Genomic DNA, 16,988 nt, shown 5'->3' on the forward strand with positions numbered 1-16,988 from the left:
TCAGGCTAGAGCGCCGGCCACGGCGAGACAATGGTCGATGTGCCGGCGGTCAGGAGACCTCGCGGTTGAACAGGTGCGACGACCAGAACAGGCTGGCGGCGGCCAGCCCGGTCATGATGAGCGCGCCCTGCCAGACCACGGTCTGGAAAATCTGGCCGGCGAACAGCGCCCGCATGCCGTCGGTGGCCCAGGCGAACGGGTTCCAGAGCGCCGCCCGCTGGATCCACATCGGGGCGAGCACGAGCGGGATGAGCACGCCGGCCAGCAGTGAGATCGGCTGGCCCACGGTGTTCACCAGCACGCCGAGGCTGTTCTCGTTGCGGACCAGCAACGCGATGTCGTACGAGATGGACGTGCTCAACAGCACCATCACGGCCAGCAGCGCATACGAGACGAGCAGGTTGGCCAGGTGCACGCGCAGCCCGAACGGCAGCGCCACGAGCGTGATCACGACCGCCTGCACCACGTTGAGGCACACGTGCATCAGGGCGCGTCCCAGCAGCAGGGCGGTCCGGCTCACCGGGGTCACCCGGCAGCGTTCGATGATGCCGGCGCGCAGCGCGCTGAGCAGCCCGTAGCCGGCGAACAGGCCACCGAAGAGGCCCATCGCCACGAACAGGCCCGGGACGTAGATGCGGTAGGCGTCCGCGTACGTGGAGGCGCCCCGGTCGACCATCACCACCTTGAGGAACGGCGCGAACAGGACGAGGTAGGTGATCGGCTGGGCCAGGCTGAACGCGACCATCACCGGGTTGCGCACCATCAGGCCGGCCTCCTGCTGGAAGATCAGCCAGGTGTCACGGACGACTCGCACGGTCACTCCTCCAGCGAACGGCCGGTCTTGGCCAGGAACACGTCGTCGAGGCTGGGCCGGCGGGTCTCGATCGCGCCCGGCTCGATGCCCCGGTCGTAGAGCGCCCGCATGATCTGCGGGATGGCCGTGGCGGCGCTGTCAACGTAGAGCCGCAGGGCGCCGTCGACCGTCTCGGACCCGCGGACGTAGGGCGCCTCGGCGAGCACCTTCGTCGCGGCCGGCAGGCCGCCGCCGGCCGGGTCGGCGAGGTCGGCGGCGGTGAAGTCGATCGCGACCACGTCACCGGAGATCTCCCGTTTGAGCGCCGACGGCGTGCCCTCGGCCACGATCCGGCCGGCGTCGATGATGGAGACCCGGTCGCACAGGGTGTCCGCCTCGTCCAGGTAGTGCGTGGTGAGGAAGATCGTCATGCCGTCCTCGCGCAGCCGCCGGACCTCCTGCCACATCCGGGCCCGGCTGGGCGGGTCGAGGCCCGCGGTGGGCTCGTCCAGGAACATCACCTGCGGCGAGTGGATGACCCCGAGCGCGACGTCGAGCCGCCGGCGCTGCCCACCGGAGTACGTCCGGATCCTGCGGTCGGCGAAGTCGTCGAGCTGGAACGCGCGGATCGCCGCCGCCGCCAACTCCTGCGCCACGTCCTTCGACCGGCCGTGCATCCGCGCCTGGAGGATCAGGTCCCGGCGGGCGGTGGAGTCGTCGTAGGTGCCGCTGGCCTGCGCCACGAACCCGATCCGGTGGCGCACCTGGGCCGGCGAGCGCAGCAGGTCGACGCCCGCGATCGTCGCCGCGCCCCCGCTCGGGCGCAGCAGCGTGGCCAGCATCCGCAGGGTGGTGGACTTGCCCGCGCCGTTCGGGCCGAGAAAGCCGACGATCTCGCCCCGCCGGACCGCGAAGTCGACGCCGCGGACCGCCTCGACCGTGCTGGCGCCGCGACCACGCCCCACCCGGAAGGTCTTGCGTAGGCCGGTGGCCTCGATCATCGAGCCTCCTCGTGCGGCGACGACGCGGGGCGGCCCACGTCGCGCACCGTCCGATCACGACGGCGGCCGGACGGGGGCGTCAGGTCAGGCTAGTGCGGGCTCGGGCGTGGGACAACGGTCGATGCGTTCCGGTTCGCCGCGGGTCGGCGTCACGGCGTCGCGGCCAGCGCGGCGAGGTGCGCCGCCGCCGCGCTCGCGCCGCCGGCCGCGGCGAACGAGTCGCGGACGCGGGCCGCCCCGGCCCGGTACGCCGGATCGTCGAGGACCGCGGTCACCGCCTCGGTCAGTTCCGCCGGGGTCGCCTCGTGGAAGGAGACCGCACGGCCGGCGCCGGCCCGGGTCACCTGGCGGGCGATGGCCGGGTGGTCGTGCCGGATCGGCGCGACCACCACCGGCACGCCGTGCGCCAGCGCCTCGGAGACCGTGCCCAGCCCGCCGTGCGAGACCACCGCGTCCAGCCGGGGCATCAGCTCCAGCACCGGCACCCGGGGCGCGACCAGCACGTGTGCCGGCGGATCGGGCACCAGGTCCGCCGGGGCGGTGAGGATCACCTGGAGCCGGTCGGCGAGCGGCGCGGTGGCGGCCGTCACCCGCCGGTAGAAGTCGCGGGCCAGGTGCTCGGCCATCGTCCCGACGGTGACCAGCACGTGCCGGCGGTCCGGCGCCCAGGCGGCCCAGTCGAAGTCGGGCGCGTTCGGCCGCCGCCCCAGCGCCGGCCCGGTCAGCACGCACCGCGCCGGCATCGGCGCGGGGCCGGTGAGCGCCGTGGTGGTCAGCCCGATCACCAGGTACGGCGAGAAGCGCAGGTCAAGCGTCTCGTCGACGGGCAGGTCGGTCATCGCCCACACGCGCCGCACCTGGGCCGCCACCCAGTCGGTGAACTCGGGCAGCTCCGCCGTCGGCGGGGTCAGTTCCAGCATGCCGACGCAGAACGTCGCCCAGGGCACGCCGTGCCGGTGTGCGGCCAGCGCGCCGGCCATCGCGTACTGGTCGACGACGACGACGTCCGGCCGGTACTCCGTGACCGCCTGCTCGGCGGCGTCCCGGATGAAGCGGTTGACCGGCAGCACGTGCCCCGTCCAGAGGCTGCGCACCGCGGCCATCCCGGACTCGCCGTCCGGGCGGTACCAGCGTTTGCCGGTCGGGAACAGCGTGGCGTCCGGGCCGATCAGCGGGCGCAGGTCACTGCGCGGACCGCACCAGGCCACCTCGTGTCCGGCCGCCGTCAGCGCCTGGCCGATGGCGAGCGGGGCGTTCAGATGGGAGAAAACCGGCAGCACCACGAAGAGGAACCGAGCCACGTCGATATGATGCCACGTACGTTGACATCCACCGGCGTCGTTGATCTGATCCTCTCCGTGACGGTGTGCGGATGACGGCTGTCGACGCCGTCTCGGTGTTCCTGCCGGCCCGCCGCGTGCCGATCGAGAGTCTGGCCGCGCCGCTGCGCCTGACCGAGATGCAGATCCGGCTGTTCCGGCGGTTCCACGGGCTGACCGAGGTGCGCCACGACCCCGACCTGTCCCTGACCGACCTGCTGCGGCACGCGGTCGACGGCCTCACCGCGCTGCGCGACGTCGCGCACCGGGTGCGCTTCGTGGTGTACGCGCGGGCCTTCCCGGTGGTGGCGCCGTACCCGGTGAACCCGCTGCACGACGTCTGCCGGGCGGTCGGTCTGGGGCACGCGCTGGCGTTCACGCTGACGCAGCAGTCCTGCGCGAGCGCGCTGGCCGCGGTCGACGTGGCCGGCCGACTGCTGGCCGCCGAGCCGCACCCGCCGGGCGACGAGCCGCTCGCGCTGGTCCTCACCGGGGAGAAGGCGTTCACCCGCGACGCCCAGTTCATCCCGGAGACGTCGGTGTTCAGCGAGGGCGCGTCCGCGTGCCTGGTCAGCGCGCACGGCCGCCGGGACCGGCTGCTCGCGTACGCCGTCGCGCAGCGGGGCGAGTTCGACGTGGCCGGCGGCGCGTCCCCGGCCCGGTTCCAGCGCGAGTACCGGCCGGCGCTGGCCGAGGTGATCGGTCGGGCCCTGGCGCGGGCCGGCACGACGCTCGCCGACCTGCGGCTGATCCTGCCGCACAACGTCAACCTGATGACCTGGAAGCGGCTGGTCAAGCTCATCGGGTTCCCGCTGGACCGGGTGCTGCTGGACAACGTCACCGGTGCCGGGCACGTGTTCTGCGCGGACGCGTTCGTCAACTACCGCACCGCGCGGGAACGCGACCTGCTGCGGCCGGGCGACCGGTACCTCGTGGCAGCCGTCGGCGCCGGGGACGGGGCCACGTTCGCCGCCATGGTGTTCGAGCACTGACCGGGGAGCGTCATGGGCACCGACCTGCACCTGATCCGCGCCGCGCGCCGGGAGTTCACCGGCCCGGCGGTCCTGCTCGACGATCCCGTGCTGCGCGAACGTGCCGGCGAGTACCTGACCGACCTGGTGCGCCCGTACGGCCTGCGGGTCGACGCGGCGGCGCGGGGCCAGTCCTACGGGGAGATGGCCGCCGAGCTGATCGGGGCGCTCGTGCCCGAGGACGAGCCGGTCGACCTGCTGGTGCTGGCGTTCGCCGTGCACGACGCGCTGCCCGGCCGGGCCACCGCGGCCTACCTCAGTCACGTCTGCCCCGGCACGCCGATGTCCTTCGCGCTCTGCGACCAGGGGCCGGCGGCGGCGTTCACCGGGCTGCGGATCGCCGGCGCCCACGCGTACCGCCGGGCCCTGCTCCTCGTCGTCGAGCAGTCCGTGCTGCCGTACGACCCGGGGGTTGCCGTGCCGGACCGGCACCGGGCCGTGGCGCTGCTGCTCGGCGACGGCCCGGCCGACGACAGCGCGCGGGTGACCTCGCTCCGGCAGCACGCGGACGTCGGGCCGGACGACGTGGCCGCGCTGGCGGCGGCCGAGTTGCGCGCGCGCGGCGCCGGGCGCGCGGACGTGTCGGTGGTGCTCGGGCCCGCCCTGGCCGGGGTCCGGCCCCCGCCCGGCGGGCCGGTCACGGTCGTGCCGCCGGGACAACCGTCCACCGGCGTCTGGTGGGCGCTGCTGGACCGGCTGGCCGACGACGCCGCTTCTCGCGTGGTGGTGGTCGACTACGACGCCGAACTGCGCTATCTGTGCCTGGTGGCGACCTCCACTGACCGTCCCTGACGGGATCGGCAGCAAGTGACCCACCGTCGTCCGGCACGGACAGATGTCCGTGCTGCTCTGGCTGCCGATGAATGGGTTGTTGACGGCCCACAGCAGGCCCTCTTCGCACTCCGGCACGTCGAAGTTGCACATGACCCAGCCGGAGTCTGCGCCGCCGCTGTTGAAACACTGCCGGCTCTGTCGATCCATCCGTGCAGCGACTCCGGTGCGGCCGGCTCTGCCGGTGGGCGAGACGGACGCAGCCGCACGATCACATCATCGGCGCGGCCGCGCCAGCGTGTACCGCTCCGGCGGCGTGGATGAAGGCGCGGATCAGTGTGGTCTCTGCGGCGCTGCGCCAGACCGGGGCGTACTGCAGGACCGGGCCGTCGGTGATGGGCACGAATGCGAGGTCACGACGTTGCCGGAAGCGGCCGCGTATGACCCGACGGGGGACACGACGCTGCCGGCGCCGATCGCCGTGAGGGCCTCTTCGAGGGTGGCCGCGGTGGTGCCGCGCCGGATGGGCCGTCCGGACGGTGTCATGGCCGGGGTGTGCGCCTGCCACACGTAGGCCGGAACGGGTCCCTCCAGGTCCACCACCGGGTGATCGCCGAGGTCCTCCATCTCGACCCGGTCCCGTCCGGCTAGCGGATGAGCGGAGGAGACGGCCAGTACCAGCCGCTCGGTGTACAGCTCTGGCCCGACGGTGAGGTCGGGCTCGCGGATGGGCATCCAGAGCAGGCCGATGTCGACCCGGCCGGCGCGCAGCCCGCCGAACGGGTCGGAAGGGAGGATCTCGCGCATGCGCAGCTCGCATCGCGGATGCCGCTGCCGGAACAGGTCGATAACGGCCGCGATCTCCCGATGGTGGGTGTCGAAGGTGCCGATGGTCAAGGTGCCGACCTGTCCGCGGGCGGCGGCGGTGGCTTCGTCGATGCCTGCCGTGATCTCGCGGTAGCCCGCGTCGAGCCGGTCGCGCAGTCGCTCACCGAGCGCAGTGAGGCGCACGCTGCGGCTGGTCCGTTCGAACAGGGCAGCGCCGATCCGGCGCTCCTGGTGTTTGATCGACTGGCTGACCCTCGCCTGGGACACGTGAAGGCGTTCGGCTGTACGCCCGAAGTGGAGTTCGTCGGCCAGTGTCAGGAAGGTTTCGATGTCGCGCAGCTCCACCAGCCCGCTTCCCCGCCGGTCGTCGCGTTGTCCGGATCCTGCCCCTGAACTGCGTGGATCAGGGAAAGTCTACGGCTTCGGCGCCGAACGATAACCGGTGGCTTAAGCGACGATTCGATCTTTCGCGTTGTTCCCCCGGTGGCGGGGGGCGATCGTGCGTCCATGAGCAAAACCCTCGATCGACTCGGGACAAGGACATCACCGATGAGCAACGCCCAGGACTACCCGGCCGCCGCGCAGCTCTTTCGGCCGGGGGCGTGGCCGCAGGCACTGGAGGCGTCGCAGGTCCTCGCGCTGATCCAGCCGGCTCCGCGCCAGCTGGTTGACCAGCAGGTCGAAGGAGACGGCAAGTGACCTCGGACGCTCGGACGTTGCCGACCGGGTTCGGACGGCTGTGGACCGCCCAGACGGTGTCCTCGCTGGGCGACGGGGTGTCGCGTGCCGCGCTGCCGCTGCTCGCGCTGACGTTGACGCGGGATCCACTGGCGCTCGCCGTCGTCGCGGCCGCGGGGACGCTGCCCTGGCTGCTCTTCGGAGTGCTCGGCGGCGCGCTGGTGGACCGCTGGGACCGCCGGCGCACGATGTGGGTCACGGACGCGGCGCGTGCGGTGCTGCTCGGGATACCCGCGGCGGCTGCCGTGCTCGACGTGCTGACCATTCCACTGCTCGCCATCGTCGCCTTCCTGCTCGGCCTCGGAGGGCTGTTCTTCGACACGGCCGCCACGGCCTATCTGCCGGACCTGCTCGGCCGGCAGCCCGCGCTCCTGCAGCGCGCCAACGCCCGCCTGCGCGGCGCCCAGACCGCCATGTCCGGCTTCGCGGGGCCGCCCGCAGGCAGCGCCCTGCTCGCGCTCGGGCGGGCGGTTCCGCTGCTCGCCGACGCGGTGTCGTTCGCGCTCTCCGCACTGCTCGTGCGATCGCTGCCCGCCGTGCCCCGGCCCGTGCCGCAGGTCCGTGAAACGGTGCTGCGACAGGCGCGAGCCGGCGCCTCGTACGTCTTGCGAGATCGGTTGCTGCTCGGGCTCGCGCTGCGTCCGGCAGTCGGGAACGTCGCCTTCCTCGCCGTGGAGACCGTCCTCGCCCTCTTCGCACACGACCGCCTCGGCATCGACACCTACGGCTTCGGCCTACTCCTCACCGCGGAGGCCACCGGCGGTCTGCTCGGCGCGGGAATCGCCTCCCGCCTTGGCCGACGACTCGGCACCGGCACCGCACTGACCTGCACAGCCGCCCTCGAAGGGCTTGCCATCCTGGGCCTGGCCGCTGCCCCGAACCCGTACGTCGCCGGTCTCGCGCTCGCCGTTTGCGGAGCGGGAATGGGCGCCACGATGGTGCTCGGCCCCTCCCTGCGGCAGACGATCGTCCCCGCCCACCTGATGGGCCGGGTCGCCTCCACGTCCCGCATGCTCGCCATGTGCGCCGCCCCACTCGGCGCCTTCCTCGGCGGGTGGCTCGCCACCGCCTACGACGTACGCACCCCGCTCTACGCCGCCGCGGGCCTCCTCCTCGCCATGACCGCCGTCACGGCGACCATGACCAGCAACCGCCGAGTCGAGGCAGCGCTGCGTGGTTCCTCCGACCCTGAGAGTCCGGCAACCCACAGCAGGCCCGCCCAGGTGACCGAGGCAGTCATAACTGCCTGATCCGTGCACCCGCCACCTTTGACGTCACAACCGCCGGAAAGGCATCAGATGCTCTACTCGACCGCACGCGTCGTCACCGACCGCCCCCACCGCTACCTCAAGCAACTGGTCTCGCACATGGGGCACAAGGTGCCCACCGAGCTCGACGAGGAACGCGGGTCCGTCATCTTCAGCCTCGGCAGGTGCCTGCTGGTGGCCTCGACAGCCCACTTCGACATGATCGTCGAAGCCGGCGCGGCGGACGCCGCGGCGGCGGTGGAGGACACCATCACCAGCCACCTGCTGCGCTTCGCGACCAAGGACCCTCTCGTCGTCGACTGGCTGCCCTTGGTGCGACCCGCGACCACCGAGGATGACGGCGCTCTCCTCGCCCTCGACCGTGCGGCGTGGACCGCCGGGTCCGGGCTTCCCTCGACCCGGGTCGAGGAGCGGACGGCGTACTTCAACGAACGACGGAAGCCCGAGTCCCACCTGGTCGCCGCTCTCGGCGGCCAGATCGTCGGCGCGGTCAGCACCCATCAGACGACCCCGTTCCCGGAAGGGGCTCACGTCTTCGGCCTGTGGAACCTGGTGGTAGCCGAGCCGGCCCGCCGCATGAGCATCGCCTCAGCCCTGCTGACAGCCGCCGAGCGTCGTGTCGGCGCACAGGGCGCCAAGAAGATCGGACTGCGCGTCCTGGCGACCAACACCGGCGCCCTACGGCTCTACGAACGGCACGGTTACGCCGTCGAAGGCCGACACGTCGACGAGTTCCTGATCGACGGCAGCTACGTCGACGACATCAGCATGGGCAAGCGCCTGACGTCGCCCGCGCCGGGAACCGTCTGATGGTGTCCTGGTAGCCACCGCGGCTGGCGAGGTGGATTCCGATGCCGAGGCGGGCGGGACATCGCCGAACCGCAGGCGGAACAACGGCAGGAGCGCCTCGGCCGCCGCCGGTCCTCGGCGGTCACTGGTGCTCAGAACCCCTCGGCGAGCGCCGCCCGGACGAACGCGCAGAGCCGGTCGTTGGCCTCGTCCGAGCCGACCGTGATCCGGACACCGGCGCCGGGCAGCGCCATCACCAGGATGCCGGCCGCCCGGGCCCGGTCGGCGAACGGCACCGCCCGCTCCCCCAGCGGCAGCCACACGAAGTTGGCCTCGCTGGGCGCCACGGTGAGGCCCAGGCCCCGCAACGCGTCGATCAGGCCGACGCGCGCCGCCACCAGGTCCGCGCACCGCCGGGTCAGCTCCGGCGTGACCTCCGGCGCCAGGCTCGCCACGGCCGCCGCCTGGGCGAGCGCGTTCGGGAAGAACACCGCCCCGGTCAGCGCCGCCGCCGGGAGCAGCCGGGGCGGCACCACGGCGTAGCCGACGCGCAGCGCGGCCAACCCGTACGCCTTGGAGAAGGTGCGCAGCACGCAGACGTTGTCGTACGCCCGGAACAGCTCCATCCCGTCCGGCGCGTCCGGGTCGGTGACGAACTCCCGGTACGCCTCGTCGACGATGACCGGGACGTCGGCCGGGATCCGGTCGAGGAACGCGCGCACCTCGGCGCGGCGCAGCGCCGTCCCGGTCGGGTTGTTGGGGTGGCAGAGCAGCACGCAGCGGGTCCGGTCGGTCACCGCGTCCGCCATCGCGGGCAGGTCGTGGTCGTAGCCGTCCAGCGGCACCGGCACCGCGGTCGCGCCGGCGTTGCGGACGATCAGCGGGTAGCCCTCGAACGACAGCGCCGCGTGGACGACCTCCGGCCGGGGGCCCAGCGACTGCACCAGGTGCTGGCACAGCCCGGCCGAGCCGGGGCCGACCAGTATCGACTCCGGCCCCACCCCCAGCCGGGCGGCCAGCGCGGCCACCAGCGCCGACGAGGTGCGGTCCGGGTACCGCTGGAGGGTCGCGGCGCCGTCGGCGACGATCCGCCGGATGCCCGGCAGCGGCGGGTACGGCGTCTCGTTCATCGACAGGTCGACCGGCGGCGTGTCGACGGCGGTGGCAGGGGTCATGATCGCTCGCTTCTGGACGGGGCCGGCGGGGACGGGACGCGGGCGTGCCGGTCGGTGAGCAGCCCGAGCTGGTAGAGCCGGTCGACGAGGGAGAGCGGCCGGACGTCCGTGCCGGAGAGGTTGCCGGCGGTGAGCCCGAGCAGCCTCGGGTTGGCGGCGGTGCGGCGCATCATCCGTACGCCGAGCAGTTTCGGCAGCCCGGAGACGCTGGTGATCATGCGGGAGGCGTTGTGGCTGACGGTCGCGACGTGGTCGAGGCGGGGCCGGCGCGCGGCCTCGAAGGCCCGCAGCGCCCGGTCGACGGACGCCGGCGCCGGCGTGCCGCCCTCGGCCGCCAGGCTGGCCGCGAGCGTCTCCGCGTCGCCCAGGGAGCTGTTCACGCCCTGCGCGGCCATCGGGTGCACCGCGTGCGCCGCCTCGCCGACCAGCGCCAGGCCGGGCACGGCCAGGCGGTCGGTGCGCAGCCGGTAGACCGCGAGGAGTTGGCGGCGGTGCAGGCTGGCCCGGATCGCGGCGCCGATCGGTCGGATCGCCGGCACGTCGGCGAGCAGCCGGTCGCACCACCCGCCCAGGTCGGCCCGGCCCCGGAACTCGTCCCCCGTGACCTGGACGTAGAGCCGGCACCGCCCGCCGGGCAGCGGGTAGACCAGGCACAGGCCGCGCCCGGTCCGGTACGCCGTCACCTCGTCGGCCACCTCGGCGTCGGCCACGTCGAACGCGACCAGGCCGTGCGGGTACTCGCGGCGTTCGACAGTCACGCCGGCCGCCCGTCGCAGCGGGGAGGACATGCCGTCCGCGGCGACCACCAGCGCCGCCGGAACGTCCTGCTCGCCCCCGTCGCCGGCGACCCGGACGCCGGTGACCCGCCCGTCGTCGGCACGCAGCGGGCCGGTCACCCGCCGGCCCCACCGGACCTCCACGGTGGCGGGCAGCCCGTCGGCGAGTACGCCGCGCAGGTCGCCGTAGTCGGCGCAGAGGATCTCGCGGTACCCGCCCGGCAGGCCGGCGTAGTCGAGGCAGAGCAGCGGCCCGCCGTCCGGGTCCCGGATGGCCAGCCGCCCGACCGGGCGGGCGCCGGTGGCGCGCAGGGCGTCGAGGACCCCCCACGAGTCGAGGATGCGGACGGTCTCGGGCTGGAGGATCTCGCCCTTGGCGATCGACGCGGGGGTGCGCTGGCGGTCGAGCACGAGCACCCGCAGCCCGAGCGCGCCCAGCGCGCGGGCGCTCGCCAGGCCGCCGGCGCCGGCGCCCACCACCACGACGTCCGGGCTCATCGGGCCACCGCGCCGGGCGCGACGTCCGGCCGTCCGGCGGTGGCCCGGCGGTACTCGCCGAGCGCGCGCAACGCGACCGCCTGGGTGATCACCGCGTTGGGGTAGCGCATGTGGTGGCGGATGTAGTTGCACACCCGGGCCGCCGGCCACCCGCCGTCCGGGCCGGCCGCCGCCACCAGCCAGGCGACGCCCCGCTCCACGGCGGCCTCGACGTCGGGATCGCCGGTGGCGAGCAGGCCCTGGACGGCCCACGACGTCTCCTCGACCGTGCCGGCCGTGCCGTCGCCCGGGCCCCACGAGCCGTCCGGCAACTGCGTCCCGCGCAGCCACCGGGCCGCCCGTCGCACCACCTCGTGCCGGGCGTGGCCGACCCGGGACAGCGCGCCCACCACCACGGCCGTGCCGGAGGTGTGGTCGCGGTACCAGAGGTTCTCGAACGTGCCGTCGGGCGCCGCGCGGGTCAGCAGCCAGGCCGCCGCCCGGGCGATCGCCGGGTGGTCGTCGGGATGGCCGGCCTCGTGCAGGGCGAGGATCGCCTGGCTGGTGATGGCCGGGCAGGGACCGTCGTTGGCGAGCTGGGTGTCGCGGACCCACAGGCTCCACGAGCCGCGGCTGTCCTGGCGGTCGACCAGCCAGGCCAGGCCGGTACGCAGCACCGGGTCGGTGGCGGCGTCGGGATAGCCGGCGAGCGCCGACAGGATCTCGGCGGACTCCAGCGTCACCGGCCAGCCGCCCACGTTGGAGTAGCTCCACCCGCCCGGCGGCACGTCCAGCACCTCGAACGCGGTGGGCTTCTGGGTGGCGTGGAAGAACTCGCGGGTGGCCCGCAGCCGCGGGTCGGCGGCGTACCCGGCGGCGATCAGGCCGGTCACCGCGTACCCGGAGCGGGTCAGGTCCAGGTTCGTCACGGCGTCCCAGGCGCCGTCGGGGCGGACCGCCCGCCGCAGCCAGCCGACCACGGCCGCGGCGATGTCCGGCGCCTCGCCGCTGCGGGCCAGCCCGAGCAGCACCAGCGCGGCGGGCCACGGGTCCTCGCTCAACGCGCCGGTACGGCCCTCGTGGTCGAAGATGGCGCACAGCAGGCGGACCGCCACCGGGCGGGCCCGGCGCAGCGTGGCCCGGCGCAGGCGGCCGGCGGGCAGCAGGTCGGCCTGCATCAGGGCGAGCCCGACGAAGGGCGCGGTGCGGAACGACAGCCGCCGGCGGCGGACCCGGTCGAACAGCACGATCTCCAGCGGCAGCCGACGCAGCGGACCGGCCTCGGCGGTCATCCCGGCCATCGTGAGCAGTTGGCGGCAGAGCAGCGAGATGGCCCGGTCGGTGACCGCGTCGACGCCGCCCATCCCGGCCAGCCGGGCCCGGCCGGCGGCGATCGCCTCGGCGCTGGCCGCCGGGGCGCTCAGCGCCAGCGCCGCGACCGCGACCGCGGTCGGGACGACCTCGCTCTCCGCGCCCACCACGCCGCCCCAGCCGCCGTCGTCGTGCTGCTGCCGGCGCAGCCAGCCGGCGCCGGCGTCGACCAGGTCGGCGCTGCCCACCGGGTCGGCGGCGTGCAGCGCGGCCACCGCGCCGGCGGTGCCCAGCACCGAGGCCGGCGGGTCGTCGCCGAAGACGCCGTCGGGGCGTCGGCGGCGCAGCAGCGCCTCGGCGCCGGCGGTGATCGCCCGCCCCACGGCGTCGGCGGTGACAGCGGTCATGGCGCGTCCTCCAGGGACATTCGACGGGGGGTGGCCAGGGCCAGGTCGGCGGGGGACGGCCCCAGTTCGTGCCGGGCGCGCATGCCGCGCTGCGCCCACCAGGTCAGCGCCACCATCGGCAGCGCGAGCACGAGCTGCACCGCGACGCCGAGGCCGAGCCCGACCACGGCCGAGGCCAGCACGACCCGCTCGACGACCAGCACGGAGTGGGCGCGCAGCGCCACCCTGACGGGCATGTCGGTGTGGTGCGCCCGCAACGGCCTCAGCGCGGCGAGGCCCACGACGCCGACGACGAGCAGGGTCGCCAGGTAGCCGGCCCGCCCGCTCCGGTCGGCCAGCAGGCCGGCGGTGAGGGCCGCGCCGAGCGTGCCGGCGTAGAGCGCCAACACGGTCCGGACCGCGAACGGGACACCGCGCCCGACCGGCAGCGTCCGGTAGCCGCCCGCGCGGTCGCCGTCGATGTCCCGCAGCGCCCCGACGAGGTTGGACATGGCGTCGTGCGCCCAGAACGCGACGGTCAGCGCCAGCAGGACGGGCAGGACCGGGGACGGGTCCGCCGGCAGCCCGACGGCGAGCGCGCCGTAGAGCAGCGCGACCGCGCCGAGCCCGCCGCGCACCAGGTTGCCGGCGAACCCGCGGGCCTTGAACCAGCGGCTGTAGGCGACGATGCCGCAGCCGGCCAGCAGCGCCGCCGTCATGGTGCCCCAGCCGCCGGCCACGGCGAGGACCGCAAGGACGGCGAAACAGGCGAAGCCACACCCCAACGCGGTACGCGCGCCCAGCCGGCTGGACGGGATCGGCCGGTGCGGCTTGCTGCCGGCGTCCAGCTCCCGGTCGAACCAGTCACCGAGGTAGTGGCCGCCGAGCCAGCCGGCGGTGGGCGCCGCCCAGGCCGACAGGAGCCGCCACGGATGGTGGGCCCCGTCGACCACCGCCGCCCCGCCGAGACCCACCAGCCCGACGTACCAGAGCGTGTAGGGCCGCCAGGTCTCCACGTGCGCACGCAGCGCCCTGGCGGCCCTCACGCCATCTCGCTCGTCATCCAACGCGCGATGCCGGCCAGCACGTCCGCGCTCGCGGAGGGGGCGAGCACGGCCAGTTCGGCCCGGGCCCGCTCGGCGTGCTCCGCCATCCGCAGGCGCGCGCCCGCCACCGCGTCGACGTCGCGGAGCAGGGCGGTGACCCACTCGACGTCGCCGGGGCCGGCGCCGCGCCGGTGCAGCACCGCCATCAGCTCGACGCGATCCGTGTCGGTGGCCGCGTCGTACGCCAGCAGCAGCGGCAGCGTCGGTCGGCCGTTGTTGAGGTCACTGGTCGCCGGCTTCCCGGTCTGCTCCGGGGTGGCGACGTAGGACAGCAGGTCGTCGCGGATCTGGAACGCCGTGCCGAGGTGCTCGCCGTAGCGGGCCAGCGCGGACGCCACGCCCGGTTCCGCGCCGCCGAGCAGGGCGCCGATGTGGCACGCGGCGCGGAACAGGGAACCGGTCTTGAGGCGGATCATCTCCGGGTACCACCGGGCGCCCGCGTCCAGGTCGCCGACGAGCTGGGCCTCGACGGCCTGGCCCCGGCACAGGTCCTGTCCCGCCTCGGCCAACGCGGTGACCGCGGCGACGACGTGGCCGGGCGGGACCGCGCCGCCGCCGTCCACGATGGCCTGGAACGCCTGGAAGATGAGGTGGTCGCCGGTCACGATGGCGTTCGGGATGCCGAACGCGACCGCAACCGCCGGCCGGCCGCGGCGCATCGTGTCGGCGTCGATGATGTCGTCGTGCACGAGCGTCGCGACGTGCAGATACTCCAGGCCGAGCGCGGCGGCGAGCACGTCCCGGGGCGACCCGCCCACCGCTTCCGCGGCGTGCAGCGTCATCATCGGGCGGAGCAGCTTCCCGGCGGGCAGCAGCGCGTACCGGGCGATCGCGGCGGGCTGCTCGGCCGTCTCCGGCCACCGCCGGAGGAGTTCGGCGTGCAGCAGTCGTCCCGATTCGCTTCGGGCGAGGTCGTCGATGAAGGGCGGATATCTCGTGAAGCCAGCAACCGTCATGACGCGTCGACCCTTTCACGAAGGCTCGGCTAGTCGCCACGCGAGACGTTACCGGCCGGAACTCCCGCGAACAACCATTGATAAATGTGCCGATTCATGGGTGGACGCGAATACGATGACGATATTCTTTGGCAAATTGGACGATGCGCAGTCAAATCGTCAACGGTCCGGCGCACCGGTGGGTGGGGGACGCCTGGCGGCCCGATCGGTCAGGCGGCGGAGAACTCCATCAGGGTGAGCCCGTCCGGGCCGTACCAGGTGCGCCGGGGCGCCAGCCCCGCGTCGGCGGCCAGCGCGGCGTGCTCGGCGGCGCTCCGCTCGCGACCGCCCACCAGCACCAGCATCCGCAGGTCGTACGGGGACAGGTGCGGCACGTGCGGCACGGTCGGGAGCACCTCGATGACCAGCACCCGACCGGTGTCGCCGGCCGCCTCCGCGCAGCGGCGCAGGATCGCCGTCGCGTGGTCGTCGCTCCAGTCGGTCAGCGCGCGGGACACCACGTAGACGTCCGCGCCGGCCGGCAGCGGGGCGAAGAAGTCCCCGACCACGCCCGTGGCCCGGTCGGTGAGGCCGTGCTCGGCGAACGTCGCGACGGCGGTCGCCACCGGCTCGCCCCGGTCGACGAGCGTGCCGCGCAGGTGCGGGTGGGCGCTGAGCAGTTCCCGCAGCAGCCCGCCGGAGCCCCCGGCGACGTCGACCACGTGCGTCACCTCGGCCCAGGGGTAACGCGTCGCCACCTCGGGCGCGGTGAGCCGCTGCTGGCTGAGCATCAGCGCGTCGAAGTAGGCGCGGTGGTCCGGGTGGGCGTCGAGGTCGGCCCAGAAGTCCCGGCCGTGCACCGACCCGTAGCCGGGCCGGCCGGTGCGGATCGCGTGCGGCAACCCGGCGAAGGCCAGGTCCATCCGCGCGCCGAGACCGCCGAGGTCCAGGTCGGCGCCGTGCCCGCCGCCGTCGCGGTCGCAGAGCAGCTCACCCACGTCGGTGAGGGCGAAGACGTCCGGCGACACCTCGACGAACACGCCCCGGTGGGTCAGGTAGCGCAGCAGCCGGCCGAGCGCGCCCGGGTCCGCGTCGCACGCCGCGGCCAACGCGTCCAGGCTCGTGACGCCGGCCGCGATCCGGTCCGGCACGCGGAGGGTCACCGCCGTGCGTACCGCGAACGGAGTCGCCAGATCGGTGAGCCGGTCGAGCCGCGCGGCGGCGTCCCGGTCCACGTTCGCATCGATCGCCACGAGTCTCCCCTCCCCCACCGACGGGCCCGGATCATGGCCCGCGGCCCCGAATGATCCCAAGCCGGCCTCCGGCGCGTCAACGACGACGCTGGTGAGGACATTCACGATCGTGGAAGAATGCGGCGACGGGGCCGTCGCGCGCAGACCGGAGGACCATCGATGACCACTTCCACCGCCGTCGACGTGCGGCTCGTCGCCGGAGCCCTGGGCGCGCAGATCCGCGGCATCGACCTCAACACGCTCACCGACGCCGGTTTCGCGCTGGTCCACGACCTCCTGCTGAAGCACCAGGTGGTGTTCCTGGCCGGCCAGACCGGGCTGACCCCCGAGGCGCACGTCGCGTTCGGCCGCCGCTTCGGCGAGGTCGAGCTGCACCCCTACCTGCCCCGGCTGGAGGGGCACCCGGAGATCGTGGTCATCGACTCCACCGACGGCGGCAAGGTCGACGTCTGGCACACCGACATGACGTTCCACCAGAGCCCGCCGATCGCGTCGATCCTGCACCTGACCGAGCTGCCGGAGGTCGGCGGCGACACCATGTGGACCAACCAGTGCCGGGTCTACGAGGCGCTCTCCGCACCGCTGCGCGACCTGCTCGACGGGCTCACCGCCATCCACGTCATCCGGATCGGCACCGAGTTCACCAGCCGCGCGGAGCACCCGGTGGTGCGCGTCCACCCGGAGACCGGGCGTCGCTCGCTCTACGTCAACCGGCTCTTCACCTCGCACATCCCGCAACTGACCCGCACCGAGAGCGACGCGCTGCTGGAGCACCTGTTCCGGTTCTCCGAGAGCCCGCAGTTCACCTGCCGGTACCGCTGGCAGGTCGGCGACGTCGCGGTGTGGGACAACCGGGTCACCCAGCACTACGCGATCAACGACTACGACGGTCTCCGGCGTGGGCAGCGCATCACCGTGCTCGGCGACCACCCGGCCGGCGACCCGCCCCGGTGGGAGCACTACGCCCCGGCGCCGGGCGAGCGTTACTGGCCGGACCGGGTCAACGCGGTGGAGAGCTACTGACCGCGTCG

General features: G+C 74.0%; 16 protein-coding genes. 6 read left to right on the top strand and 10 right to left on the bottom strand.

All coding sequences use genetic code 11. The annotated features are described in order from the left end of the window. Window positions 1-49 precede the first annotated feature (49 nt). The 3 genes from ACLQ2W_RS14345 to ACLQ2W_RS14355 all read right to left on the bottom strand — a co-directional run bounded on the left by ACLQ2W_RS14345 (window position 50) and on the right by ACLQ2W_RS14355 (window position 3,095). A complete protein-coding gene (locus ACLQ2W_RS14345) occupies window positions 50-814 on the bottom strand; it encodes an ABC transporter permease (protein WP_425786821.1) in 765 nt (254 codons plus the stop codon). A gap of 2 nt (window positions 815-816) precedes the next feature. Then, window positions 817-1,794 carry an ATP-binding cassette domain-containing protein gene (locus ACLQ2W_RS14350; RefSeq protein ID WP_425786822.1) on the bottom strand — a complete coding sequence of 326 codons (978 nt, stop codon included), beginning with the start codon at window positions 1,792-1,794 and terminating at the stop codon, window positions 817-819. A 149-nt stretch (window positions 1,795-1,943) separates the two neighbouring features. After that, window positions 1,944-3,095, bottom strand: coding sequence for a glycosyltransferase (locus ACLQ2W_RS14355; RefSeq protein WP_425786824.1), 1,152 nt, complete (start codon window positions 3,093-3,095; stop codon window positions 1,944-1,946). Window positions 3,096-3,166: 71 nt separating this feature from the next. On the opposite strand from ACLQ2W_RS14355, the gene ACLQ2W_RS14360 reads away from it, so the two are divergent. Then, complete coding sequence (locus ACLQ2W_RS14360; RefSeq protein ID WP_425786825.1) at window positions 3,167-4,105, top strand: 3-oxoacyl-[acyl-carrier-protein] synthase III C-terminal domain-containing protein; 939 nt, start codon at window positions 3,167-3,169, stop codon at window positions 4,103-4,105. 12 nt (window positions 4,106-4,117) lie between these two features. After that, window positions 4,118-4,936 (top strand): 2-hydroxy-acid oxidase, encoded by an 819-nt coding sequence (locus tag ACLQ2W_RS14365; RefSeq protein WP_425786826.1) that lies wholly within the window; start codon window positions 4,118-4,120, stop codon window positions 4,934-4,936. Between the two features lie 312 nt (window positions 4,937-5,248). On the opposite strand, the gene ACLQ2W_RS14370 is transcribed toward ACLQ2W_RS14365, so the two are convergent. Next, on the bottom strand, window positions 5,249-6,088 hold the full coding sequence (locus ACLQ2W_RS14370; RefSeq protein WP_425786827.1) for a LysR family transcriptional regulator: 840 nt from the start codon (window positions 6,086-6,088) through the stop codon (window positions 5,249-5,251). A gap of 204 nt (window positions 6,089-6,292) precedes the next feature. Between ACLQ2W_RS14370 and ACLQ2W_RS14375 the strand changes: the two genes are divergently transcribed. Genes ACLQ2W_RS14375 through ACLQ2W_RS14385 form a run of 3 tightly spaced genes read left to right on the top strand, consistent with a single transcriptional unit; the run spans window position 6,293 to window position 8,559 of the window. Beyond that, entirely contained in the window at window positions 6,293-6,442 is a 150-nt protein-coding gene (locus ACLQ2W_RS14375; RefSeq protein ID WP_425786828.1) for a hypothetical protein, read from the top strand. Next, the gene (locus ACLQ2W_RS14380) at window positions 6,439-7,731 is read left to right on the top strand and encodes an MFS transporter (protein ID WP_425786829.1); all 1,293 of its coding nucleotides are present in this window, start codon (window positions 6,439-6,441) and stop codon (window positions 7,729-7,731) included. The genes ACLQ2W_RS14375 and ACLQ2W_RS14380 overlap by 4 nt, the downstream gene beginning before the upstream one ends. Before the next feature lie 48 nt (window positions 7,732-7,779). After that, complete coding sequence (locus ACLQ2W_RS14385; RefSeq protein ID WP_425786830.1) at window positions 7,780-8,559, top strand: GNAT family N-acetyltransferase; 780 nt, start codon at window positions 7,780-7,782, stop codon at window positions 8,557-8,559. Between the two features lie 131 nt (window positions 8,560-8,690). Here ACLQ2W_RS14385 and ACLQ2W_RS14390 read toward each other — a convergent pair whose 3' ends face one another. The 6 genes from ACLQ2W_RS14390 to ACLQ2W_RS14415 all read right to left on the bottom strand — a co-directional run bounded on the left by ACLQ2W_RS14390 (window position 8,691) and on the right by ACLQ2W_RS14415 (window position 15,957). Further along, on the bottom strand, window positions 8,691-9,713 hold the full coding sequence (locus ACLQ2W_RS14390; RefSeq protein ID WP_425786831.1) for a histidinol-phosphate transaminase: 1,023 nt from the start codon (window positions 9,711-9,713) through the stop codon (window positions 8,691-8,693). Next, window positions 9,710-10,987, bottom strand: coding sequence for an FAD-dependent oxidoreductase (locus ACLQ2W_RS14395; RefSeq protein WP_425786832.1), 1,278 nt, complete (start codon window positions 10,985-10,987; stop codon window positions 9,710-9,712). The genes ACLQ2W_RS14390 and ACLQ2W_RS14395 overlap by 4 nt, the downstream gene beginning before the upstream one ends. Beyond that, window positions 10,984-12,684, bottom strand: a complete 1,701-nt coding sequence (locus ACLQ2W_RS14400; RefSeq protein ID WP_425786833.1) for a prenyltransferase/squalene oxidase repeat-containing protein — start codon at window positions 12,682-12,684, stop codon at window positions 10,984-10,986. The genes ACLQ2W_RS14395 and ACLQ2W_RS14400 overlap by 4 nt, the downstream gene beginning before the upstream one ends. After that, the gene (locus ACLQ2W_RS14405) at window positions 12,681-13,709 is read right to left on the bottom strand and encodes a UbiA family prenyltransferase (protein ID WP_425786834.1); all 1,029 of its coding nucleotides are present in this window, start codon (window positions 13,707-13,709) and stop codon (window positions 12,681-12,683) included. The genes ACLQ2W_RS14400 and ACLQ2W_RS14405 overlap by 4 nt, the downstream gene beginning before the upstream one ends. Then, window positions 13,706-14,725 (bottom strand): polyprenyl synthetase family protein, encoded by a 1,020-nt coding sequence (locus ACLQ2W_RS14410; protein ID WP_425786835.1) that lies wholly within the window; start codon window positions 14,723-14,725, stop codon window positions 13,706-13,708. Before ACLQ2W_RS14410 ends, ACLQ2W_RS14405 begins: the two co-directional genes overlap by 4 nt. Before the next feature lie 209 nt (window positions 14,726-14,934). Then, entirely contained in the window at window positions 14,935-15,957 is a 1,023-nt protein-coding gene (locus tag ACLQ2W_RS14415) for a methyltransferase (RefSeq protein WP_425786836.1), read from the bottom strand. A gap of 159 nt (window positions 15,958-16,116) precedes the next feature. Between ACLQ2W_RS14415 and ACLQ2W_RS14420 the strand changes: the two genes are divergently transcribed. Then, window positions 16,117-16,980, top strand: coding sequence for a TauD/TfdA dioxygenase family protein (locus tag ACLQ2W_RS14420; RefSeq protein WP_425786837.1), 864 nt, complete (start codon window positions 16,117-16,119; stop codon window positions 16,978-16,980). Window positions 16,981-16,988 lie beyond the last annotated feature (8 nt).

It is taken from the genome of Micromonospora sp. DT227 (assembly GCF_049841835.1).
Taxonomy (GTDB): domain Bacteria; phylum Actinomycetota; class Actinomycetes; order Mycobacteriales; family Micromonosporaceae; genus Micromonospora.